The organism is Amycolatopsis sp. NPDC001319 (assembly GCF_042896185.1).
Classification (GTDB): Bacteria; Actinomycetota; Actinomycetes; order Mycobacteriales; family Pseudonocardiaceae; genus Amycolatopsis.
In genome coordinates this window covers 845,512-867,072 of the sequence record NZ_JBIAWY010000004.1, presented here as the reverse complement: position 1 = coordinate 867,072, position 21,561 = coordinate 845,512, and the positions used below count along the sequence as shown (strand labels likewise).

General features: G+C 70.9%; 21 protein-coding genes. 13 read left to right on the top strand and 8 right to left on the bottom strand.

Annotated elements, in window-relative coordinates:
- Window positions 1-70: 70 nt before the first annotated feature.
- From ACFY1H_RS18925 to ACFY1H_RS18915, 3 genes are all read left to right on the top strand, one after another.
- Complete coding sequence (locus ACFY1H_RS18925; RefSeq protein ID WP_386947821.1) at window positions 71-1,762, top strand: bifunctional 3'-5' exonuclease/DNA polymerase; 1,692 nt, start codon at window positions 71-73, stop codon at window positions 1,760-1,762.
- An 18-nt stretch (window positions 1,763-1,780) separates the two neighbouring features.
- Window positions 1,781-2,248, top strand: a complete 468-nt coding sequence (locus ACFY1H_RS18920; protein WP_386947819.1) for a hypothetical protein — start codon at window positions 1,781-1,783, stop codon at window positions 2,246-2,248.
- Window positions 2,249-2,318: 70 nt separating this feature from the next.
- A complete protein-coding gene (locus tag ACFY1H_RS18915) occupies window positions 2,319-2,750 on the top strand; it encodes a hypothetical protein (protein WP_366587182.1) in 432 nt (143 codons plus the stop codon).
- A 3-nt stretch (window positions 2,751-2,753) separates the two neighbouring features.
- Here the strand turns inward: ACFY1H_RS18915 and ACFY1H_RS18910 are convergent, their stop codons facing one another.
- The gene (locus ACFY1H_RS18910; protein ID WP_386947817.1) at window positions 2,754-3,836 is read right to left on the bottom strand and encodes an aldo/keto reductase; all 1,083 of its coding nucleotides are present in this window, start codon (window positions 3,834-3,836) and stop codon (window positions 2,754-2,756) included.
- 152 nt (window positions 3,837-3,988) lie between these two features.
- Between ACFY1H_RS18910 and ACFY1H_RS18905 the strand changes: the two genes are divergently transcribed.
- Window positions 3,989-4,861 (top strand): AraC family transcriptional regulator N-terminal domain-containing protein, encoded by an 873-nt coding sequence (locus tag ACFY1H_RS18905; RefSeq protein ID WP_386947815.1) that lies wholly within the window; start codon window positions 3,989-3,991, stop codon window positions 4,859-4,861.
- A gap of 196 nt (window positions 4,862-5,057) precedes the next feature.
- Window positions 5,058-5,297: a hypothetical protein gene (locus tag ACFY1H_RS18900; RefSeq protein WP_386947813.1), complete on the top strand. Its 240-nt coding sequence runs from the start codon at window positions 5,058-5,060 to the stop codon at window positions 5,295-5,297.
- On the opposite strand, the gene hrpA is transcribed toward ACFY1H_RS18900, so the two are convergent.
- From hrpA to ACFY1H_RS18885, 3 genes are all read right to left on the bottom strand, one after another.
- A complete protein-coding gene (hrpA, locus tag ACFY1H_RS18895; RefSeq protein ID WP_366587174.1) occupies window positions 5,260-9,141 on the bottom strand; it encodes an ATP-dependent RNA helicase HrpA in 3,882 nt (1,293 codons plus the stop codon). The two genes, ACFY1H_RS18900 and hrpA, sit on opposite strands and share 38 nt — an antisense overlap.
- Window positions 9,142-9,203: 62 nt before the next feature.
- A complete protein-coding gene (locus ACFY1H_RS18890) occupies window positions 9,204-10,385 on the bottom strand; it encodes a cation:proton antiporter (protein ID WP_366587172.1) in 1,182 nt (393 codons plus the stop codon).
- 42 nt (window positions 10,386-10,427) lie between these two features.
- Window positions 10,428-10,739 (bottom strand): hypothetical protein, encoded by a 312-nt coding sequence (locus ACFY1H_RS18885; RefSeq protein ID WP_386947811.1) that lies wholly within the window; start codon window positions 10,737-10,739, stop codon window positions 10,428-10,430.
- 88 nt (window positions 10,740-10,827) lie between these two features.
- Between ACFY1H_RS18885 and ACFY1H_RS18880 the strand changes: the two genes are divergently transcribed.
- The gene (locus tag ACFY1H_RS18880; protein WP_386947809.1) at window positions 10,828-11,070 is read left to right on the top strand and encodes a DUF4262 domain-containing protein; all 243 of its coding nucleotides are present in this window, start codon (window positions 10,828-10,830) and stop codon (window positions 11,068-11,070) included.
- Window positions 11,052-11,375: a DUF4262 domain-containing protein gene (locus ACFY1H_RS18875; protein ID WP_386947807.1), complete on the top strand. Its 324-nt coding sequence runs from the start codon at window positions 11,052-11,054 to the stop codon at window positions 11,373-11,375. The genes ACFY1H_RS18880 and ACFY1H_RS18875 overlap by 19 nt, the downstream gene beginning before the upstream one ends.
- Window positions 11,376-11,382: 7 nt before the next feature.
- Here ACFY1H_RS18875 and ACFY1H_RS18870 read toward each other — a convergent pair whose 3' ends face one another.
- Window positions 11,383-12,219, bottom strand: coding sequence for an LLM class flavin-dependent oxidoreductase (locus ACFY1H_RS18870; protein ID WP_386947805.1), 837 nt, complete (start codon window positions 12,217-12,219; stop codon window positions 11,383-11,385).
- 90 nt (window positions 12,220-12,309) lie between these two features.
- On the opposite strand from ACFY1H_RS18870, the gene ACFY1H_RS18865 reads away from it, so the two are divergent.
- From ACFY1H_RS18865 to ACFY1H_RS18855, 3 genes are all read left to right on the top strand, one after another.
- Window positions 12,310-13,470 carry a saccharopine dehydrogenase family protein gene (locus ACFY1H_RS18865; RefSeq protein WP_386947803.1) on the top strand — a complete coding sequence of 387 codons (1,161 nt, stop codon included), beginning with the start codon at window positions 12,310-12,312 and terminating at the stop codon, window positions 13,468-13,470.
- Between the two features lie 311 nt (window positions 13,471-13,781).
- The gene (locus tag ACFY1H_RS18860) at window positions 13,782-14,633 is read left to right on the top strand and encodes a chitosanase (protein ID WP_366587162.1); all 852 of its coding nucleotides are present in this window, start codon (window positions 13,782-13,784) and stop codon (window positions 14,631-14,633) included.
- Between the two features lie 63 nt (window positions 14,634-14,696).
- Window positions 14,697-15,380, top strand: a complete 684-nt coding sequence (locus tag ACFY1H_RS18855) for a L,D-transpeptidase (protein ID WP_386947802.1) — start codon at window positions 14,697-14,699, stop codon at window positions 15,378-15,380.
- A gap of 1 nt (window position 15,381) precedes the next feature.
- Here the strand turns inward: ACFY1H_RS18855 and ACFY1H_RS18850 are convergent, their stop codons facing one another.
- The 3 genes from ACFY1H_RS18850 to ACFY1H_RS18840 are packed head-to-tail and all read right to left on the bottom strand — an operon-like array spanning window position 15,382 to window position 17,550.
- Window positions 15,382-16,365, bottom strand: coding sequence for a PHP domain-containing protein (locus ACFY1H_RS18850; protein WP_366587157.1), 984 nt, complete (start codon window positions 16,363-16,365; stop codon window positions 15,382-15,384).
- 17 nt (window positions 16,366-16,382) lie between these two features.
- Window positions 16,383-16,886 carry a metallophosphoesterase family protein gene (locus ACFY1H_RS18845; RefSeq protein ID WP_386947800.1) on the bottom strand — a complete coding sequence of 168 codons (504 nt, stop codon included), beginning with the start codon at window positions 16,884-16,886 and terminating at the stop codon, window positions 16,383-16,385.
- A 4-nt stretch (window positions 16,887-16,890) separates the two neighbouring features.
- Entirely contained in the window at window positions 16,891-17,550 is a 660-nt protein-coding gene (locus ACFY1H_RS18840) for a GntR family transcriptional regulator (RefSeq protein ID WP_366587152.1), read from the bottom strand.
- Window positions 17,551-17,696: 146 nt separating this feature from the next.
- Between ACFY1H_RS18840 and araD the strand changes: the two genes are divergently transcribed.
- The 3 genes from araD (at window position 17,697) to ACFY1H_RS18825 (ending at window position 21,518) form a co-directional block, all read left to right on the top strand.
- A complete protein-coding gene (gene araD / locus ACFY1H_RS18835; RefSeq protein ID WP_366587150.1) occupies window positions 17,697-19,415 on the top strand; it encodes an L-arabinonate dehydratase in 1,719 nt (572 codons plus the stop codon).
- Window positions 19,416-19,505: 90 nt separating this feature from the next.
- Window positions 19,506-21,278, top strand: coding sequence for a VanW family protein (locus ACFY1H_RS18830; RefSeq protein ID WP_386947798.1), 1,773 nt, complete (start codon window positions 19,506-19,508; stop codon window positions 21,276-21,278).
- Window positions 21,279-21,293: 15 nt separating this feature from the next.
- Complete coding sequence (locus ACFY1H_RS18825; protein ID WP_366587145.1) at window positions 21,294-21,518, top strand: hypothetical protein; 225 nt, start codon at window positions 21,294-21,296, stop codon at window positions 21,516-21,518.
- Window positions 21,519-21,561: the final 43 nt, after the last annotated feature.

Below are 21,561 nucleotides of genomic sequence, written 5' to 3'. Positions count from 1 at the left end.
GGCGTGCACCAGACCACGGCGGCCGGGTTCGGTGACCGGAATTGTCGGTGCCCCCGAGCACAATGACGACGTGCAGGTGATCACCGGCCAGGAGGAGGACTCCGGCTACACGATCTCGACGCCGGCGGGCACTTCCCGCGGGCTGTCGAAGGCCGAGTGGGTGGCCGAGGTGCGGCGGCTCGAGGAGGCCGAGGCGCCGCGCTGGGTGCTGCCCTCGGTCGACGCGCTGTACCCGAAGCTCATCGACGCGGGCGTGCGGCTGGGGCGCTGTTACGACCTGGGTCTGGCGGAAGGCCTGCTGCTCGCGTACGAAGGCCGCGAAAGCGAGTCGCGCAGCCTGCGCGCGGCGTGGGCGCGAGCGCGGGGCGAGGAGCCGCCCGACGACGGGCCGGCGTTCGGCGAGGCGGCGCAGCCCACGCTGTTCTCGCCGCGCGGACCGGGCCTGCCGCCTGACGTCACGGTCGTCGACGCGGTTCGTGGTGTGCTGGCGGAGCAGGACAAGCGCGTGGCTTCCGTCGCGTCGCCCGGGCGGATGCGGCTGCTGCTGGCGGCCGAGTCGGCGAGCGCGCTGGCCGCGGCGGAGATGTCGGCGGCGGGGCTGCCGTGGCGGGCGGACCTGCACCGGGCGCTGCTGGAGTCCCGGCTCGGTCCGCGCGTGCCGTCCGGGCAGCGGCCGAAAGCGCTGGTCGCCTTGGCCGCGCAGATCACCGACGCGTTCGGCGGGCGGCCGGTGAACCCCGACTCGTCGCCGAGCGTCATCCGCGCGCTCGCCCGTGAGGGCATCGAGGTGCCGGCCGCGCGCAAGTACCTGCTGCGCGACATCGACCACCCGGCCGTCGCGCCGTTGCTGGAGTACAAGGAACTCTCGCGCCTGCACTCGGCCAACGGCTGGGCCTGGCTCGACGAATGGGTCACCGACGGCCGCTTCCGCCCCCACTACGTCGTCGGCGGCGTCGTCTCCGGCCGCTGGGCCACCCGCGGCGGCGGGGCGCTGCAGATCCCCAAGGTGCTGCGCACGTGCGTCCGCGCGGATCCGGGGTGGAAACTCGTGGTCGCCGACGCCGCTCAGCTCGAGCCACGAGTGCTCACGGCGCTGTCGGGCGACCGCCGGCTGGCCGAGGTCTCGGCGGCCACGGACCTGTACGCCCGGCTGGGCGAGGCGCTTTTTTCGGGCGCCCGCTACGTTCCCCCGCCGTCCGGCTCCGCGGACGACCGCTCGCGAGCCAAGATCGCGATGCTGTCGGCCATGTACGGCGGCACCTCCGGCGAGGCGGGCCCGCTGCTCGCCCTGCTGCGCCAGCGTTTCCCCGACGCCGTGTCCTATGTGGAGCAAGCCGCGGCCGCCGGCGAGCGCGGCGAACGCGTGCGGTCCCGGCTGGGCCGCACCTCCCCCGCCCCCTCCGCCGCGTGGCGCGCCCTCACCGGCGGCCTCGCCGACGACGAGGCCACGGAAACCCGCGCCCGCCGCGCCTCCCGCGGCTGGGGCCGTTTCACCCGCAACTTCGTCGTGCAGGCCAGCGCGGCCGACCTGACCGCCGTCCTCCTCGCCACTCTCCGCGGCCGCCTCCCCGCCCCCGCCCACCTCGTGTTCTTCCAGCACGACGAGGTGATCGTCCACACCCCGGCCGACCTGGCGCCCACCGTGTCGGCCCTCATCGAGTCCACCGTGACCGAGTCCGCGCAGATGCTGTTCGGCGAAGCGTGCCCGGTGCACTTCCCCATGCAGGCCCTCGCCGTCGACACCTACGCCGACGCGAAATAACCCCGAGGAGATTCGTCAATGGGAGCCTCAGGCTGGCACTACCGCGCGCCCTTTGTCGGCAGCGTCAAAGCAACGCACCGGTTCGTCCAGGCACAACTCCTGTCCACCGGTGACTACCTCTGGCCGTGGGAGACCTTCGATCCCGAGTACGTCGCGCCCGTGCCCCGGCCCAGATCCCTGCCCGACCTCGAAGCCGCCAAGGACTCCGAAAACTTCTGGGACGCGGGCACCCACTCGATCCTCGACACCCACGAGATCTCCGAAGCCGGCAGCGTGGGCACCATCCGCCCGTTGAGCGCCACCGAACTGACCGAGGTGTTCGGCACCCACCAACCGTCGGCGGCCGACTTCGACCGCGTCTTCCAGCCCGGCCCCTCCGGCCCCCTCGCCGACCTGATGGGCGAGCGCTGGACCGGCCGAAGCCTGGTGCTGTACCACAACGGCACCCCCACGGAGGTCTTCTTCTGGGGCTTCTCCGGCGACTGACGTCCGCCCACTCCTCGGCCCACGGGGCGCTCCGCTTTTGCGCGGGGTCGCCCTGTGGTTGAGTCACACCATGCTCTACAGCTACTTCACGGCGAATTCGGACGAAGCAGCCGTAACGTCCCTCGAAGCGCCCGAAGGCCCGGCCGCGCTGTTCCCCACGGCCTCCTTCAAGCACCTCGACCCGTACCTGCAGGTGCCGCGGGCCGAGGCGTTCCTCACGGGGATCGGCGAGGAAGCGGCCGCCGACCGGCCGCGGGCGATGAAGCTGCTCGCGGAGGTCGGGGAAGGCGACATCGTGGTCGTCACGCTCACCGACGAGTTCCGCGACGCCATCGCGGCCACCGACGAGGCGCGCCGCCGGGAGCTGGCGGGGTTCTGGTCGAGCGACGAGAAGCTCGAGGGCAGCGCCGCGGACCTGCTGCCCGTCGTGGACGAGCTCGCCGCCCTCGCGAAGCAGGCGAAGCCCTCGGGCGGCCGGCTGTACTGCCACATCGCCGGCTGACGGTCAGTACCGCGTGGGGTTCTGCAGCAGCGGCGGGTACACCCCGTGCTCCTGCCCGTTCACGGTCGCGCCCGCGTAGCGCAGCAGCGGGGCCATGCCGCGGTTCAGCTCGGCCGGGAAGTTGAGCCGAGGCGCGGAAACCTCGTCCAGCGCGGCGACCTGCTCGGCGCTCAGCCGAAGGTCGAGCGCGGCCAGGTTCTCCGTCAGGTGCTCCACCCGCCGGGGCCCGATCAACGTCGACGTGATCCCCGGCCGGCCCCGCACCCACGCCAGAGCCACCGCGGCCGGGCTCACGCCCAGCTCCTTCGCGATCCCGGCCACCACGTCGATCACCCGGAACTGCTCCTCTGTCGGCCCCACCCCGAACGCCGCGCCGCGCCGGGTGTCCGCGGCCGCGCCGTCGCGGGTGTACTTGCCGGACAGGAAGCCGCTCTTCAAGGGGCTCCACGGCAGCATCGCCATCCCCGCATCCTCCGCCAGCGGCAGCAGCTCACTCTCGATCGTGCGCTCCAGCAGGGAGTACTCCATCTGCAGCCCGGCGACCGGCGCCCACCCGCGGAACTCGGCGATCGTCTGGGCCTTCGCGGTGAACCACGCCGGAGTGTCGGAGAACCCGACGTAGCGGATCTTGCCGGCCGCGACCAGATCGTCGAGCGTCCGCAGCGTTTCCTCGACAGGTGTGTGGCGGTCGTAGTTGTGCAGGTAGTAGAGGTCGAGGTAGTCGGTGCCGAGACGCCGCAGGGAGTCGTCCAGCTGGTGCAGGATCGCCTTCCGGCCGGCGCCGCCGCCGTTGGGGTCGCCGGGGTGCAGGTTGACGAAGAACTTCGTGGCCAGCACCACGCGGTCGCGTAGCCCCGGCGTCGCGGCGAGGAAGTCGCCGACGATCTTCTCCGAATGGGTGTTCGTGTAGAAGTTGGCGGTGTCGATGAAATTGCCGCCGCGGTCGAGGTAGGTCTGCAGGATCCTCTCGGACTCTTCGACGCTGCAGCCGGTGCCGGTGTCCTCGCCGAAGTTCATGGCGCCGAGGCAGAACGGGCTCACGACGAGGCCGGACCGGCCGAGGTGGACGTAGGAATCAAGGCTCACGGGGATTCTCCTGGCTCATCACGGGATTTCGTTGCCCGTTTATGACACCAGCGCCGAGGCCGCCGCCGTGAGCCCGAAAGTCGTAGCCTCTTGCCTGATCCTGTCACGATCGCCAGTTGCCCGGTCGTGGCCGGCCGTGGTCGAATCGACGGGTGTCCCTCGCCGAGCTGCGCACGCTGATCACCCGTCACGCCGGCCGCACCGACCTGCCGGGCGGCCTGATGCTGTCGTGCGAACGCGCGCCCACCGACCCGGCGGCGTCGCTGACCGGCCCGGTGCTCGCCGTCGTCGCGCAGGGCCGCAAACGCATCGGCACGGGCGAGCGCACCTACGAGTACGGCGCCGGCCAGTACCTCGTGGTGACCGTCGACATGCCCGTGACCGGGCACTTCGTGGAGGCCAGCCCCACGGAACCGTTCCTGGGCGCCGGCCTCGTCCTCAAGCCGGAAGCCGTCGCCGCCCTCCTGCTCGAAACGGGCACCACGAACTCGACCCCGGCCACCCCGTCGGCCATCACGGTGAGCGACGCGCCCGCCGAGCTGCTCGACGCGTTCGTCCGCCTGCTGCGCCTGACCGACCACCCGGCCGACCGCCGCGTGCTCGCGCCGCTCATCGAGAAGGAGATCCTCTGGCGCCTCGTCACCGGCGACCAGGGCGCGACCATCCGCCAGATCGGCCTCGCCGACAGCAGCCTGTCCCACGTGGGGCGCGCCATCCGCTGGATCCGCGACCACCACGCGGAGTCCCTGCGCGTCGCCGACCTCGCCCGCCTCGCGGCGATGAGCGAGTCGTCCTTCCACCGCCACTTCCGCGCCGTGACGGCCATGACGCCCATCCAGTACCAGAAACACATCCGCCTGCAGGAGGCCCGCCTGCTCCTGCTCTCCCGCACCGACGACGACGTCGCCTCCATCGGCTACGCCGTGGGCTACGACAGCGCGTCGCAGTTCAGCCGCGAATACCGCCGCCAGTTCGGCGTCCCCCCGGGCCAGGACTCGACCCGCCTGCGGGCGGGGATCAGCTAACTGAGTTCGTGCGCACCAGGCACCATACGGCCCAACTCGAAGAAATCCCTTCGGGGCAACGAGGATCGCTCAGCGTGCAGTTCACGTTTCGCCAACAGCAGCGAATTCCCTCGTGGGCAGCTATCGGGCGGATGACGAAGATCAGTAGCTTCGGTTCGCATGGTCAGAAAGGCACGGAGAAGATCCTGCGAAGGCTGTGGGGTTCTGCCGCAACAACGCCAACGGCATCCTGCTCGGCTGCCACCTCCGGCAGCACAAGTTCGAGAAGCTCGCCGTGCGGCAGCGCGCGTGGAGCAAGGCCGCCGCGGTGGTCTTCAAGGGTGTCGGCGGTCAGGCCGCTGCCTTTTCGGCGTTCGCCGGGATCGTGTCGGCAGGTGCGGCGGCCGTGACGCTCGCTGTCAAACAGCCGCCACCGCGTCGTCCAGAGCCTTGGTGATGCGTTTCAGCGACACCGGATACGCGGTCCCCAAGGTCTGGGCGAAGAACGAGACCCGCAGTTCCTCGATCATCCACCGCACCTCCGACAGGGCGGGCGACGAGGTGCCCGCCGGCAGGGTGGCCAGGGCGGAGCGGTACTCCTCCGTGATCCACGCGATGTCGGCCGTCCGTTGCAGGTCCCGGGTGGGCTCGGAGACGAGTTTGTCGAGCCGGCGCGAGATGCCGCGCAGGTAGCGCTCGACGTCGCGCAGGCGGGAAGCGCCCGTTTCGGTCACGAAGCCCGCGTGGACGAGGCCGGTGAGCTGCGCGCGCATGTCGGCCAGTGATTCCGCGGGGCCGCGTGTGTCCGGCAGGACCGTCTCCACCTCGATGGCCGCGCGCAGGATGCGCTCGACGTCGGTGAGGACCGCCAGCACGGCCGGGTTCAAGCCGGCCCGAACGTGCTCCAGCAGCACCGCGAAGCCGGCCTCGTCCCAGACCGGGCCGCCGGCCGCGGCCATGAGCGAATCGACGGCACAGTCGACGCAGTCCTCCAGCAGGGCGGCGACGCTGCCGTGCGGGTTGCGGTTCAGCACGAGCTTGGAAGAGTTGGACAGCGACCGCGTGATGAACTTCATCGGCGAGTTCAGGTTCAGCCGCAGCATGCGCCGGGTGCCGGCCCACATCGCGTGCCGCTGCTGGGCCGGGGTGTCGAGCAGGCGGACGGCGACCGACGAGCCCTCGTCGACCAGCGCCGGGTACGCCTTGACGTCGTGGCCGCGCTGTGTGGAGGCGAAAACCTGAGGCAGGGAGCCGAAATCCGGCTTGACCAGCCCCGCCTTCTCGATGCTGTTGGCGGCCTTCGAAATCGTCTCGCGCACCTTCGGGGCGAGGCTGAGCTTCAACGCCTCCAGGTCCTTGCCCTCGGCCACCTTGCGGCCGCGGTCGTCGACCACGCGGAACGTCACCCGCAGGTGGTCCGGCACGGAGGACAGGTCGTAGGCCGACAGCGGCACGTCGACGCGGCGCAGCGCGAACAGCTCGTCGGACAGCACCTCGATCAGCGGACCGTCCGAAGGCGACACTCGCGAAAGGACATACGCGGCCGTGTCGGGAGCCGGGACGAAGTTGCGCCGCAAGGCTTTCGGCAGGGACTTGATCAGCGCGGTCACGAGCTCCGCACGCAGGCCCGGCACCTGCCAGTCGAAACCGTCCGGCGTCACCTGGTTCAGCACGGGCAGCGGGATGTGCACGGTGACGCCGTCGGCGTCCGCGCCGGGCTCGAACTGGTAGGTGAGGCCGAAGACCTGCGAGCCCTGCGTCCACGAGTCGGGGTAGTCCGACTCGCGCACGCCGCCCGCGGTCTCGTTGATGAGCATGGACTTCTCGAACGAAAGCAGGTCCGGGTCGCCGCGGCGGGCCTTCTTCCACCAGCTGTCGAAGTGGCGCACCGACACCACGTCGGCCGGCACGCGCTGGTCGTAGAACTCGAACAGCGTCTCGTCGTCCACGAGGATGTCGCGGCGGCGGGCGCGGTTCTCCAGGTCCTCGACCTCGTCGAGCAGCGCGCGGTTCTCCGAGAAGAACTTGTGGTTGGTGTGCCAGTCGCCCTCCACCAGCGCGTGGCGGATGAACAGCTCGCGCGACAGCTCGGGATCGATGCGCCCGTAGTTCACGCGGCGGTCGGCGACGAGCGGCACGCCGTAGAGCGTCACCTTCTCCACCGCCATCACGGCGCCCTGCTTGCGCTCCCAGTGCGGCTCCGAATACGACCGCTTCACCACGTGCGCGGCCAGCGGCTCGACCCACTCCGGCTCGATGCGCGCGTTCACGCGGCCCCACAGCCGCGAGGTCTCCACGAGCTCCGCCGACATCACCCAGCGCGGCTGCTTCTTGAACAGCGCCGAGCCCGGGAACACCGAGAACCGCGCCCCGCGCGCGCCGAGGTAGTCGCCCTTGGCCGGGTCCTTGAGGCCGATGTGCGAGAGCAGACCGGCGATCAGCGCCGTGTGCACGTGCTGCGGGTCGGCCGGGGTGGTGCTGAGGGAAATGTCCAGGGGCTTGGCCAGCTGGCGCAGCTGGCTGAAGATGTCCTGCCACTCGCGGATGCGCAGGTAGTTGAGGTACTCGTTGCGGCACAGGCGGCGGAACTGGTTGCCCGTCAACGCTTTCTGCTGCTCGCTGACGTACTCCCACAGGTTGAGGTACGCGAGGAAATCGGACGTCGGGTCGGCGAAGCGCGCGTGCTGCTGGTCGGCCGCCTGCTGCTTCTCCGCCGGACGCTCCCGCGGGTCCTGGATGGACAGTGCCGCGGCGATGATCATCACCTCGCGCACGCACCCGTTGCGCGCGGCCTCCAGCACCATGCGGCCCATCCGCGGGTCCACCGGCAGCTGCGCGAGCTTGCGGCCGATGTCCGTCAGCTTCGACGCGTCGTCCACCTCGAACGCGCCGAGCTCCTGCAGCAGCTGCACGCCGTCGGTGACCTGGCGGCGGTCCGGCGGCTCCACGAACGGGAACGCGGCCATGTCGCCCAGCCCGAGCGACGTCATCTGCAGGATCACGGACGCCAGGTTCGTGCGCAGGATCTCCGGGTCGGTGAACTCCGGCCGCGACTCGAAGTCCTCTTCGGAGTACAGGCGGATGCAGATGCCGTCGGACGTGCGGCCGCTGCGGCCCTTGCGCTGGTTGGCCGACGCCTGCGAGATCGCCTCGATGGGCAGCCGCTGCACCTTCGTGCGGTGGCTGTAGCGCGAAATGCGCGCCGTGCCCGGGTCCACCACGTACTTGATGCCCGGCACGGTCAGCGACGTCTCGGCCACGTTCGTCGCGAGCACGATCCGGCGGCCGGTGTGACGCTGGAACACGCGGTGCTGGTCGGCCGACGACAACCGCGCGTACAGCGGCAGCACCTCGGTGTTGCGCAGGTCGAGGCGGTTGAGCGCGTCTGCCGTATCGCGGATCTCGCGTTCGCCGGAGAGGAACACGAGGATGTCGCCGGGCCCTTCGGCACTCAGCTCGGCGACGGCGTCGAGGATCCCCTGCGTCTGGTCGCGGTCCGGGTCGGCCTCGGGGTCTTCCGGGTCGATGATCGGCCGGTAGCGGACCTCGACGGGGTAGGTGCGGCCGGAGACCTCGACGATCGGCGCGTTGTCGAAGTGCTTCGAGAAGCGCTCCGGGTCGATCGTGGCCGAGGTGATGATCACCTTGAGGTCGGGACGGCGCGGCAGCAGCTGCTTGACGTAGCCGAGGATGAAGTCGATGTTGAGGCTGCGCTCGTGGGCCTCGTCGATGATGAGGGTGTCGTACTGGCGCAGCATCCGGTCGGTCTGGATCTCGGCGAGCAGGATGCCGTCGGTCATCAGCTTGACCAGCGTGTCCTGGCCGGACTGGTCGGTGAAGCGGACCTTGTAGCCGACGGCGTCGCCCAGCTCGGTCTTCAGCTCGCTCGCGATGCGGTCGGCCACGGTGCGCGCGGCCAGCCGGCGCGGCTGCGTGTGCCCGATCTGTCCCCGGATGCCGCGGCCGAGCTCGAGGCAGATCTTCGGCAGCTGGGTCGTCTTGCCCGAGCCGGTCTCGCCCGCGACGATCACCACCTGGTTCTCGGCGATCGCCTTGCCGATCTCGTCCTTGAGCCTGCTGACCGGCAGTTCTTCGGGGTACTCGATCTTGGGCACGCTCTCGCGCCGCCGCTGCACGCGCAGCTCGGCGGCGGTCACGTCGGCGGCGATGCGCTCGGCCACGGCTTGCTTGTCGCGCGACCGGCGCGCGCCGTCGAGCCGACGGCGCAGGCGGTGCTCGTCGCGCGACATCAGCTCGGGCAGCCGCGCGCGCAACGCCTCGAGGGGGGATTGAGTGGACATACTTGTTTCGAGGATAGCGGTGCGTGACGGGCGTGGCTCCTGAATATGCCCGGGGTCTCCCGTCACCCCCGCTGCCGGGTCAGCCGAGCCGGCAAAAGCCAGGTCAGCCGCTCCGAACGCACCACCGCGAGCGGCCCGATCACGGCCAGGAGCAGCACGTATCCGGCGACGAACGGGGCCACGCGAGGGTCGAGCCCGGCCGCCGCCGCGAGCGTGGCGAGGACCAGCGAGAACTCGCCCCGGGTGAGCACGGTCAGCCCGATGTTCACCCCGGCCTGGCGGTCGAAGCCGTGCAACTTCGCGGCGAACGCGCCCGCGGCGAGGTTGAGCACCAGCGTCAGCGCGACGGCCGCCAGCACGGGGACCACGACCGTCCCGACGGCGCCCGGGTCGATCGAGAGGCCGAAGATGAAGAAGAACAGCGCCCCGAACGCATCGCGCAGCGGCAGCACCAGCTTGTGCACGCGCGGCGCGACCTTCGAGCCGCCGAGCATCATGCCGACCATGAACGCGCCGATCGCGTCGGACACACCCACCTCCTCGGCGACGGCCGCGCCCAGCACCGCGACGCCGACGAAGCACACGGTGAGCAGCTCGTCGTCGGCCGAACCGAACAGCCGCGACACGAGCCGGCCACCCCAGCGCGCCAGCGCCGCGAGCACGAGCAGGAAGCCGAGCGCCTTGCCGAAGTCGGCGAACGCCGCGCCGAAGCCGTCGGCGCCGCTGAGCACGGGCTGCAGCAGGGCCAGGTAGAGCGCGAGAAACAGGTCTTCGAGCACGATCACGCCCATGATCAGGCGCGATTCGGGGTTGGCGGCACGGCGGGTTTCGAGCAGCAGCTTGGTCACGATGGCCGACGACGAGATGCCGATCGCCCCCGCGATCACCAGCGCTTCGCGCGTGCCCCAGCCCAGCGTGAACCCGAACGCGAGCCCGCCGCCCACGTTGAGCAGCAGGTAGCCCAGCCCGGCCGCGGCCAGGCGTCTGCCGCCGCGCGCGAGGTCGTCGAGCGAGAACTCGAGGCCGAGGTAGAACAGCAGGAACACGAGGCCGAGCCCGGCCAGCACGCCGAGCTCGGCGGGGTCGTCCACAAGCGACAACCCGGGTGTGTGCGGACCGAACACGAAGCCGGCCAGCATGAACAACGGGATCGTCGGCAGCCCGATCTTACTGCCCAGGCGCGCGACGACCCCGGCCGCCAGGAACGCACCGCCGACGGCCAGCAAGGCATGACCGTTGGTCATGGGAAACCTCCAACAGCTGAGTACGGGTGAGGGGTGACGTACTCAGGTGAAGGGCGGTGCGCGGGCGGGGACTTTCGGGTCGGATCGGTGTCCTGTGGTGGTGCTTTTGTCGGCGGTGGCGGTGTTTGTCGCAGCCGGGCGCTGTTTCGCCTGTTCCGGCGGCGTGGCGTCCGGGATCGGTTGCACGGCAACGAAGTGCGGTGACTGGTGGGCGACCAGTGCCGGCTTGGGTTCGTGGTGCTCCGCGCCGGCGGGCACCGGCCCGGGCGCGGCGACCCCGAGGAGCAGCAAGGCAGCGAGCAGGACCCCGAGGATGGACCGGTGCCGTGGCGCGGTGGTGGCGGCAGCAGTCATCGTGGGGTCAGTTTACCAGCTCTTTAATGTAGTGCCGGCGATCCACAGTGGACGCTCGGCACGGGTGTGGCCGGATACCCTTCCCGTCGTGTCCACCGACTCCTGCAAGTGCATGGTCTGCCTCGACTACGGCGACCGGGACCGCCTCGACTCCGTCGACGCCGGCCTGTTCGAGCACGTCGCCGACCCCGGCTGGGGTCTGCTGGCGATCCCGGAGGACGAGGTCAGCGCGGGCTGGACGTTCACGGTCGGGCTGTGGCACTCGTTCCGCGTGCCGGAGCTCGCCGTGTTCGGGCTCGAGCCGGGCCCGGGATGCGGCTGCTCAACCTGATCGGCGAGCAGGTGGCCGCGGGCCGCCGACCGGCCGCCGGTGCCGAGCTGGACGACGTCCTCGAGTCCGGCCGTCTGGCGCTGCGGCCGGTCGACGAGGGCTGGCACGGCGTGTTCTTCGGGACGGCACAAGGCTTCTACCGCGCCACCCGTCCCGTCGTACCCTTCCTGCAGGTGCTCTGGCCCGATCGCGAGGGCCGTTTCCCGGAGCAGGACGAGTTCGCTCCGGACCTGGGCCTGCGGCAACCTCAGCTGTGGCTCGACCCGCACCGACATCCGAAGGGGCCCTGGACCGCCGAGCTCTGAGCCGCCGTCACGCCGAGCGTTCGGCCGCCACCTGTTCGCGGACGGCTGGGATGGTCTCGGCGATGAACACGCGTGACGCCCGGTCGTCGGCGCCGGAGAGGACGAAGGTGTCGAAGCCGCCGGCGAGGGCGAAGTCGGCGAGTTCCGGGGCGGTCGGGGTGGCGCCGACGTTGAGGACACGGCGGATCGAGGCCGGCTCGCGGCCGGCGTCGACGGCGGCCGCGTCGACGGCCGCGGCCATGCGGAGGGCTTCGGCGGGGTCGTCGCGGAGGCTGACGACCCAGCCGTCGGCCAGGCGGCCGGTGAGGCGCAGCGCGCGGGGGCCGTACGAGCCGAGCCACAGGCCGATCGGACGCGCCGGCACGGGGCCGGAGTGCGCGCCGGCCAGGGAGTGGAAGCGGCCGTCGAAGCGGAGGTTGTGGTCGCCGCTCCAGATCTTGCGGATGACGGTGATCGCTTCCTCCTCGGCGGCGAGCGCGTCACCCGGGGTGCGGCGCGGGCCGCCGTAGGCGACGATCGCGTCCCAGAACGCGCCGGCGCCCACGGCGAGGTCGAAGCGGCCGCCCGAGAGCAGGTCGAGGCTGGCGGCGGCCTTCGCGAGCACAGCGGGGTTGCGCAGCGGCAGGTTGGCGACGTCGGGGAACACCCGGATCTTCGTCGTCGCGCCGAGCAGCACGCCCATGAGGGAGAACGTCTCCACGTACCGGCGCTGGTACGGGTGGTCCTGCACGGCGAGGTGCTCGAACCCCATCCGCTCCAGCTCGCGCGCGCGCTCGACCAGGGGGTCGGCCGCGTTCGGCACCAGGAAGTAACCCGTCGAGATGTCCCGCCCGAAGTCCGTCACACCGGGCTCAACCACGCCGGACGGGCGGAGATTCCGGCCCCGAAGTGACCCGGCGGTAACCTCGGACCCGGACCTTCGGGAGGCACGCGCATGGCCGACTACGACCTGGTGCTGTTCGGCGCCACCGGCTTCACCGGCACGCTCACGGCGGAGTACCTCGCGCGCTCCGCCCCGCCCGGCTGCCGCTGGGCGCTCGCGGGCCGCAACCGCGCCAAGCTCGAGGACCTGCGCACCCGGCTGACGGCCGTCGACGAGCGGCTGGGCACGTTGCCGCTGCTCAGCGCCGACATCGCGGACCCCGACTCGCTGCGGGCGGTCGCCGTGTCGGCCAAGGTCGTCGCCACGACCGTCGGCCCGTACCTGCACTACGGCGAGCCGCTGGTCGCCGCGTGCGCCGCCGAGGGTACGGACTACGTCGACCTCACCGGCGAGCCGGAGTTCGTCGACCGCATGTACCTCGCCCACCACGCGAAGGCCGCCGAGACGGGCGCCCGGCTCGTGCACAGCTGCGGCTTCGACTCGATCCCCCACGACCTCGGCGCCTGGTACACCGTCCGGCAGCTGCCGGAGGACGTCCCGCTGCAGGTCGACGGCTACGTCCGCGTCGGCGCCCTGCCCTCGGGTGGCACCTTCCTCACGGCGATGACGGCGTTCTCCCGCCAGGCCGCCGCCAACCGCGTGGCCAAGGTGCGCGCCGCGGCTGAGCCGCAGCCGCCCGGCCGGCGGGTCCGGGTTCCGATCGGCAGCCCGCACCGCGTGCCCGGCACCGGCCAGTGGGCCGTCCCGCTGCCGACGATCGACCCGCAGGTCGTGGCCCACTCGGCGCGGGCCTCCGCCCGCTACGGCCCGGACTTCCGCTACCGCCACTTCGCGGCCTTCGCCGGCCTGCCTTCGGTGGCGGCCGCGACAGCGGGCGCCGGCGCACTGTTCGCCGCCGCCCAGCTCGCCCCCGCGCGCGACGCGCTGTCGAAGCTCCTCACCCCGGGCCAGGGACCGAGCCCGGCGCGCCGCGCGAAGTCCTGGTTCTCCGTCCGCTTCACCGGCTCAGGCGGCGGCCGGCACGTGACCACCGAAGTCTCGGGCGGCGACCCCGGCTATGACGAGACCGCGAAGATGCTCGCGGAATCCGCCCTGTGCCTGGCTTTCGACGACCTTCCCGCGACCGCTGGCCAGGTCACCACGGCGACGGCGATGGGTGATGCTTTGATCGAACGCCTGATGCGGGCAGGGATGTCGTTCAAGACTTTGTAGCCTAAGTCCTTTGTGGACTCACTGGGGTCGACAAAGGATTCACCACAGCGCGCCGACACCTATTTTACGCCGGGCACAACGGTTTCCCGGTCACCGGAACCCTGTACCGCCCTCCGGGCAACAACTCCCGCCGTCGGCGAAAACTCGATCTACCCCTTGCCGCTGGGGTCACGCGCGGTTATCGTTGCGCTACGCCGCAGCAGCACCGGAGTCGGGTTTTCCCTGGCGTGTCAGGGAAAACGCGGCTTCGTCCGCCTTGCCCACCTGCCAGGGCCGTGCCCTGGCAATTCTGCGGAAAGGGAATTCCCCCCATGCGCAAGACGATGCGGCCTGCCCTGGTTGCCGGTCTCACCGTGGCGTCGGCCCTCACCGTCGTCCTGGCCACCCCCGCCCTCTCCACGGCCGCCGCGAACCCCGCGTCCCTCAGCAGTGCAGCCTCCATCCTCGCCTCCGGCGGCGACCTCGCCTCACCGGAGAAGAAGGACATCGCGATGCAGCTGGTGTCCAGTGCGGAGAACTCGAGCCTCGACTGGAAGGCTCAGTACAGCTACATCGAGGACATCGGCGACGGCCGCGGCTACACCGCCGGCATCATCGGCTTCTGCTCGGGCACCGGCGACATGCTCGAGCTCGTGCAGGCCTACACCAACTCCGTACCGAACAACCCGCTCGCGAAGTACCTGCCGGCGCTGCGGAACGTCAACGGCTCCGACTCCCACTCCGGCCTCGGCCAGGCGTTCGTGGACGCGTGGAAGGCCGCGGCGAAGACGTCGCAGTTCCAGGCCGCGCAGAACAGCGAGCGTGACCGCGTGTACTTCAACCCGTCGGTGAACCAGGCGAAGTCCGACGGTCTCGGCGCACTGGGCCAGTTCATCTACTACGACGCCATCGTGATGCACGGCCCGGGCAACAGCTCCGACAGCTTCGGCGGCATCCGCAACTCCGCCATCAAGAAGGCCAAGCCGCCGTCCCAGGGCGGCAACGAGACCACCTACCTCAAGGCGTTCCTCGACGCCCGCAAGGTGATCATGAAGCAGGAAGAAGCCCACGCCGACACCTCGCGCGTGGACACCGAACAGCTCGTGTTCCTCAACGCGGGCAACCTCGACCTCCACACGCCCCTGAAGTGGAAGGTCTACGGCGACTCCTACCAGATCAACTGAGCAAGAACCCGGGTCGCCGATTTCCCTGCGGCGGCCCGGGTTCTTGCCGTAAGCTCGCGCCCCATGAGAACCGTTCTGGGGACGCTCGTCTGCGTCGCGCTGGGTACGCTCGCCACCGTCGCACCGGCTTCACCCGAGCAGAATCCGGCGCAGGATCCCCCGCTGGCCTACCACGGTTCCGCCGGACAGATGGTCACGGTCACCGCGCCGGACCCGTCGTCGACCACCGCGACGCTGATCGCGTGGCAGCGCAAGGGTTCCCACTGGGTCCGGGCCCTCGGGCCGTTCCCGGCGTTCGTCGGCACGCAAGGCATCGGCGAAGCGAGCGAAACGACGTCGCACACTCCTGCCGGCGTCTGGACCCTCACCCAAGCGTTCGGCATCCAGCCCACCAACGGCACCCGGCTGCCCTACCGCCAGGTCACCGACCACGACTGGTGGGTCTCCGACGTCAAGTCGCCCTACTACAACACGCACTACTCGTGCGCGCCCGGCACCTGCCCGTTCGACGAGGCGGCCGGCGAGGACCTCGGCAAGGCCGGCCCCGTCTACGACCACGCCACCGTGATCGACTACAACCGCTCGCCCGCGGTGCCGGGCAAGGGTTCGGCGTTCTTCCTGCACGTCTCGGCGGGCAAACCGACGGCGGGCTGCGTGTCCATCCCGGGCGCTGACCTCGACGCCGTGATGCGCTGGCTCGACCCGGCCGGCCACCCGGTGATCAACATCGGGATCAGTCCACAGTAGACTAGACGAGCTCGTCGGCGGGCCGGGTGTTGATCACGCGGTCCGCCGTGAGACCGACCTTTTCGGCGCGCGCGCACCCGTAGACCTGCCAGTCGAGCTGGCCGGGGGCGTGCGCGTCGCTGTCGATGGCGAACTCGCAGCCCAGCTCCACGGCCATCCGCAGCAACGGCATGGGCGGGTCGAGCCGCTCCGGGCGCGAGTTGATCTCCACCGCCACGCCGTTTTCCCGGCAGGCGGTGAACACCTTCTCGGCGTCGAACGTCGACGGCGGCCGCGCCCGCGGTCCGCGCACGAGCCGGCCGGTGCAGTGGCCCAGCACGCGCACGTGCGGGTTCGCGACGGCCGCCAGCAGCCGCGGCGTCAGCTCCCGCGAGGGCATGCGCAGCTTGGAGTGCACGCTGGCGACCACGAAATCCAGCCGCTCCAGCAAGTCCGGACGCTGGTCGAGCGCGCCGTCGTCGAGGATGTCGACCTCGATGCCGTGCAGCAGCCGGAACGGGGCGAGCTCTTCGTTGACGCGCGCGACCTCGTCCATCTGCTTGCGCAGCCGCTCGGGCGAAAGGCCGTTGGCCACGGTCAGGCGCGGCGAGTGGTCGGTGAGCACGATCCACTCGTGGCCGAGGTCGCGCGCGGCCTCGGCCATCTCCTGGATGGGGCTGCCGCCGTCGGACCAGTCGGAGTGCGTGTGGCAGTCGCCGCGCAGCGCGGCGCGCAGTTCGCCGCCGTCGGGCAGATCGGCTTCGGCGACCTTCGCGGCGTACGCAGGCACGCGGCCGAGCCACGCGTCCTCGATGACCCCGGCCGTCGCCTTGCCGATGCCCTTGAGCGCCTGCAGCGTGCCCGAGCGCACGCGGCTCTCGAGCTCTTCCTGCGACAGGTGGTCGACGACCGCCGCGGCCTGCCGGAAGGCGCGGACGCGGTAGGTCGGCTCAGCCGCGCGTTCGAGCTGGAACGCGATGTCGCGCAGTGCGCGTGCCGGGTCCATGCGTCCTGTTTACCCGCTCAGGAGCGCCGGGGCAGCTCGTGGAGCTCGACGTCGGTGAGTTTCCCGGCGTGGATCTCGGCGGTGGTGTAGGTGCAGAACTCCTGCCGGCGCCGGTCGGTGGGCGAGCCGGGGTTGAGCAGGCGCAGGCCGCCGGGCGTCACGGTGTCCCACGGGATGTGGCTGTGGCCGAACACGAGCACGTCGGTGTCGGGGAACTGCGCGTCGCAACGCGCTTCGCGGCCCTTCGCGTCGCCCGTTTCGTGGATCACGGCCAGGCGCACGCCACCGAGCGTGACGCGGGCGACCTCCGGCAGCCACTCGCGCAGCTCGGGGCCGTCGTTGTTGCCGTAGACCGCGATGAGCCGTTTGCTGGCCACGGCGAGCTCGTCGAACGCGTCGAGATCCACCCAGTCACCGGCGTGCACCACGACGTCGGCCCGCTCCACCTCGGCCCAGACCTCGTCGGGCAGCTCCTTGGCGCGCTTGGGCAGGTGGGTGTCCGCGACGAGCAGCAGCCGCACGGTGTTACGCCCCCTCTTCGGGGATCGCGGCCAGCACCCGATCGAGGAACGCGCCGATGTGCTTGCGCAGCAACTCGGCCGCACCCTCGGCGTCGCCCTTCTTCGCGGCGGCGAGCACGGCCTTGTGCTCGCTCCACTCCTTGCGCCAGCTGGGGTTCGTGTCCCAGCCGACCACGGTGATGAGCGCGGCGCGGTCCTTGAGGTCGTCGAGCATCGAGACCATCAGCGGGTTGCCGCACCCGGCGTAGAGCGCGCCGTGGAACCGGCGGTTGAGCAGGCTGAGCGCGGTGTGGTCCTTGTCCGCGAGCGCCGCCTGCGCCTCCTTCAGCGCTTCGGCGGCGTCGTCGAACGACGCCCCGGCCGCCACCGAACGGCGCAGCGCCTCGGGTTCGAGCACCATGCGCACGTCGTACACCGAACGCGCGAGCTCCGCGTCGACCACACACACCGAAGCGCCGCGGTACGGGCTGAACGTGACCAGCCCGGAGTTCGACAGCACCTTCAGCGCCTCGCGCACCGGCGTCTTCGACACCCCGAGCCGCTGTGCCAGCTCCGCCTCCACCAGCGGCTGGCCCGGGAGCAGCTCGCGGGTCAGGATGCCGCGCCGGATCTCCTCCAGGACCACTTCGGTCCGGGAGGCGGGCAGGCTGAACGTCGGTGGCATCGGACACTCCAGGCTCGCGCGGTCTGCCGCGGTGAACAGACCGACATTCAACCAGGCGGGCGCGGACGGTGCCCGCGACCCGCGTGGCGGACTGTGATCATATATCAGATGCCATACTGCCCGTAGCGACGAAAGGCGGCCCGGCCATGAAAACACCGGAGGACCTGCGCAGCCACCGCTGGTTCGGGGGCGACGAGCTGCGCAACTTCAGCCACCGTGCGCGGGCCCGCCAGCTCGGTTACGAGCCCGGGGAACACCAGGGCAAGCCGGTGATCGCCGTGCTCAACACGTGGAGCGACATCAACCCGTGCCACATGCACCTGCGCGAACGCGCCGAACAGGTGAAGCGCGGCGTGTGGCAGGCGGGCGGATTCCCGCTGGAGTTCCCGGTGGCGACGCTGTCGGAGACGTACCAGAAGCCCACGCCCATGCTGTACCGCAACCTGCTGGCGATGGAGACCGAGGAGATCCTGCGCTCCTACCCCGTCGACGGCGCGGTGCTGATGGGCGGCTGCGACAAGACCACGCCCGCGTTGCTGATGGGCGCGGCGAGCGCCGGGTTGCCGGCGATCTTCGTGCCGGCCGGCCCGATGCTGCGGGGCCACTGGCGCAACGAGGTGCTGGGCAGCGGCACGGACATGTGGAAGTACTGGGACGAGCGCCGCGCCGGCACCATCGGTGACGAGGAGCTGTCAGAGCTGGAACGCGGTCTGGCCCGCTCCCCCGGCCACTGCATGACGATGGGCACGGCCTCGACCATGACCTCGGCCGCGGAGGTCCTCGGCGTGACGCTGCCGGGGGCGGCGTCGATCCCGGCCGTGGACTCGGCGCACCACCGGATGGCGGCGGCCAGCGGCGCGCGGATCGTGGACATGGTGTGGGAGGACCTCACGATCACGAAGGTCCTCGACGAGCGCGCGTACGCCGACGCCATCACCACCGTGCTGGCGCTCGGCGGCTCGACCAACGCCGTGATCCACCTGATCGCGATGGCCGGGCGCAGCGGCCTGTCGCTGAGCCTGGCCGACTTCGACGAGATCGCGCGCCGCGTGCCCGTGCTGGCCAACATCCGCCCGGGCGGCGCGTGGCTGATGGAGGACTTCTACTACGCGGGCGGCCTGCCCGGGCTGCTGTCGCGGCTGACGGACCTGCTGCACACCGACCGGCTCACCGTGTCCGGCCGCACCCTGGGCGAGACGCTGACGACCGCGCGCGTGCACAACGACGACGTGATCCGCCCGCGCGACAACCCGCTGGCGGCCGAAGGCGGCGTCGCCGTGCTGCACGGCAACCTGGCGCCGTCGGGCGCGGTGATCAAGCACATCGCCGCCACTCCGGAGCTGCTCACCCACACCGGCCCCGCCGTCGTGTTCGACGACTACGCCGACCTCAAGAAGCGCATCAACGACCCGGCGCTCGGCATCACGGCCGACTCCGTGCTGGTGCTGCGCGGCTCCGGCCCGCTCGGCGGCCCGGGCATGCCCGAGTACGGCATGCTGCCGATCCCCGACCACCTGCTCGCTCAGGGCGTGCGCGATATGGTGCGGATCTCCGACGCGCGCATGAGCGGCACCTCCTACGGCGCCTGCGTGCTGCACGTCGCCCCGGAATCGCACGTCGGCGGCCCGCTCGCCCTGGTCCGCGACGGCGACCTGATCACGCTCGACGTGCCCGCCCGCGCGTTGCGGCTGGAGGTGCCCGACGACGAGCTGGCGCGCCGGCGGGCGGATTGGCTCGAGCCTGCGCCGCGCTTCGAACGCGGTTACGGTGCCCTGTACGCCGAGCACATCACCCAGGCCGACGAAGGCTGCGACTTCGACTTCCTCGCGCGTGCCGGCGCCAACCCGGAGCCCGACGCACGCTGACCGGTTTGTTCCGCAAGGGGCACTAGTCCGGCATGTCCGGCTCAGGCCGTACGCTGTGGCGCGGGACGCAGCAAACGGAGGGTCGAACAGGTGCCGTACGAACCGCGCTGGCCGGAGTCCGAGGACGAGCAGACGGTCGTGCTGCCGGCGGTCGGCTCGTCGGATGCCGAGCCCGAATCGCGCCCTCGGCTGCGCAGGACCCTGTGGATCTCCGGCGGCGTGCTCGCCGCGCTGCTGGTCGTGTACCTGATCGACCTGCTCACCAGCCAGGGCAGCGTGCCACGCGGGACCACGGTCGCGGGCGTCGACGTCGGCGGCCTCGACCGGCCGGTGGCCGAGCGGGAGCTGCGGGGCCTCATCGAGCCGCGGCTGACGCGGCCGCTGACGGTGACCGCGGGTGCGGCCCGGACCACCTTGTCGCCGACGCTGGCGGGCCTGCGCCTCGACTGGTCCGCAACGCTGGACCAGGCCGGTGACCAGCCGCTGAACCCGTTCACGCGGCTGGCGTCGTTCTTCTCGACGCACGAGATCGGCGTCGTCTCGCACGCCGAGGGCGACCGGCTGGACCCGGCGCTGGAGGACCTGCGCGGGCGGGTGGATCGGGCCGCGGTGGAGGGCACGGTGCGGTTCGACGGCACCACACCGGTCGCCGTGGCGCCGCAGCCGGGGCAGAAGCTCGATGTCGCCGCGGCGAAGGCCGCGGTGCTGAGCCAGTGGGCGTCCGGGTCCGAACTGGCTTTGCCTGTGGTGCCGGCGCCGGTGCGGACCACTGCCGCCGGGGTGCAGGCGGCGCTGGAGCAGTTCGCACGTCCCGCGGTGGCTGCGCCGGTGACGATCGAGGGTGAGGGCGCCTCGGCTGTGCTGGAGCCGCGTGACATCGCCGCGGCGCTGACTTTCGCGCCCGCCGACGGCGGCGGGCTGGTGCCGGTGGTGGACCAGAAGAAGCTCGTCTCGGTCGCCGGCCCGCAGCTGAAGTCCACCGAGAAGGAGGGCAAGGAGGCGACCATCGGGTTCAGCGGCGGGAAGCCGACCGTCGAGCCTTCGGTGGACGGGAAGACCGTCGACTGGGAGCCGAGCCTGAAGCCGCTACCGGACGTGCTGAAGCGCGCCGACGGTCGTTCGCTGAAGGCCGTGTACAAGAACAGCCCGGCCAAGGTGACGACCGAGCAGGCCAACGCGCTGGGCGTGAAAGAGGTCGTCGGCGAGTTCACCACCGGCGGCTTCGCGCCCGACTCGGGCGTCAACATCCGCGTCGTCGCCCAGAAAGTGAACGGCGCCATCGTGAAGCCCGGCGAGACCTTCAGCCTCAACGGCTTCACCGGCCCCCGCGGCAAACCCCAGGGTTACGTCGAGGCCGGCGTCATCGAAAACGGCGCCCCGGCCCGCGAGGTCGGCGGTGGCATCTCGCAGTTCGCGACGACCCTGTACAACGCGGCGTACTTCGCGGGCATGAAGGACGCGGGGCACAAGGAGCACAGCTACTACATCAGCCGCTACCCGGCGGCTCGTGAGGCGACGGTGTTCCAGAACCCCAACGGGTCGAGCGTGATCGATCTGAAGTTCACCAACGACTCGTCGACGGGGATCGCCGTTCAGACGATTTGGTCGCCTTCGTCGTTGACGGTGAAGCTGTGGGGCACGAAGCGGTACTCGGTGGAGTCGATCCCCGGGGAGCGGACCAATCCGACTCCGCAGCCGACCAAGCCGGGTCCGGCGGAGAACTGCCACGCGTCCAATGGGGCCCCTGGGTTCACGACTACGGATACGCGCGTGCTGAAGGACGCGGCCACGGGGCGGGAAGTCTCGCGCCACACGCGGACGGTGCGGTACAACCCGCAGCCGAAGATCACCTGCGGGGCTTAGGTGCTTGTGGTCAACATGGTGGAGAAGTTCGGCGCGGACGAACTCCTCGAACGGGAGTGGGATCTGCCGGCGGAGGTCGTCGAGCCGTTGCGCGGACAGGTCGACATGACGCCCGACGGCTGGATCATGCACATGTGGCGGATGACGGCGGAGATCGCCGACATCGTGCAGCCTTGGGTCGACGAGCCCATCGACGTCGAGTCGGGCTCCTGGTACGTCAGCTCGGCGCAGGTCGACTGACGCGTTTCGACCTGAAGATCGCAGGCTGGCATCCTTCTGACTG

What these genes read in the sequence shown, in the direction of transcription:
- ACFY1H_RS18920 (WP_386947819.1), top strand. Translation starts at nt 1,781, where the DNA reads ATGGGAGCCTCAGGCTGGCACTACCGCGCGCCCTTTGTCGGCAGCGTC.
- ACFY1H_RS18915 (WP_366587182.1), top strand. Translation starts at nt 2,319, where the DNA reads ATGCTCTACAGCTACTTCACGGCGAATTCGGACGAAGCAGCCGTAACG.
- hrpA (WP_366587174.1), bottom strand. Translation starts at nt 9,141, where the DNA reads ATGTCCACTCAATCCCCCCTCGAGGCGTTGCGCGCGCGGCTGCCCGAG.
- ACFY1H_RS18890 (WP_366587172.1), bottom strand. Translation starts at nt 10,385, where the DNA reads ATGACCAACGGTCATGCCTTGCTGGCCGTCGGCGGTGCGTTCCTGGCG.
- ACFY1H_RS18885 (WP_386947811.1), bottom strand. Translation starts at nt 10,739, where the DNA reads ATGACTGCTGCCGCCACCACCGCGCCACGGCACCGGTCCATCCTCGGG.
- ACFY1H_RS18875 (WP_386947807.1), top strand. Translation starts at nt 11,052, where the DNA reads ATGCGGCTGCTCAACCTGATCGGCGAGCAGGTGGCCGCGGGCCGCCGA.
- ACFY1H_RS18865 (WP_386947803.1), top strand. Translation starts at nt 12,310, where the DNA reads ATGGCCGACTACGACCTGGTGCTGTTCGGCGCCACCGGCTTCACCGGC.
- ACFY1H_RS18860 (WP_366587162.1), top strand. Translation starts at nt 13,782, where the DNA reads ATGCGCAAGACGATGCGGCCTGCCCTGGTTGCCGGTCTCACCGTGGCG.
- ACFY1H_RS18855 (WP_386947802.1), top strand. Translation starts at nt 14,697, where the DNA reads ATGAGAACCGTTCTGGGGACGCTCGTCTGCGTCGCGCTGGGTACGCTC.
- ACFY1H_RS18850 (WP_366587157.1), bottom strand. Translation starts at nt 16,365, where the DNA reads ATGGACCCGGCACGCGCACTGCGCGACATCGCGTTCCAGCTCGAACGC.
- ACFY1H_RS18840 (WP_366587152.1), bottom strand. Translation starts at nt 17,550, where the DNA reads ATGCCACCGACGTTCAGCCTGCCCGCCTCCCGGACCGAAGTGGTCCTG.
- araD (WP_366587150.1), top strand. Translation starts at nt 17,697, where the DNA reads ATGAAAACACCGGAGGACCTGCGCAGCCACCGCTGGTTCGGGGGCGAC.
- ACFY1H_RS18825 (WP_366587145.1), top strand. Translation starts at nt 21,294, where the DNA reads ATGGTGGAGAAGTTCGGCGCGGACGAACTCCTCGAACGGGAGTGGGAT.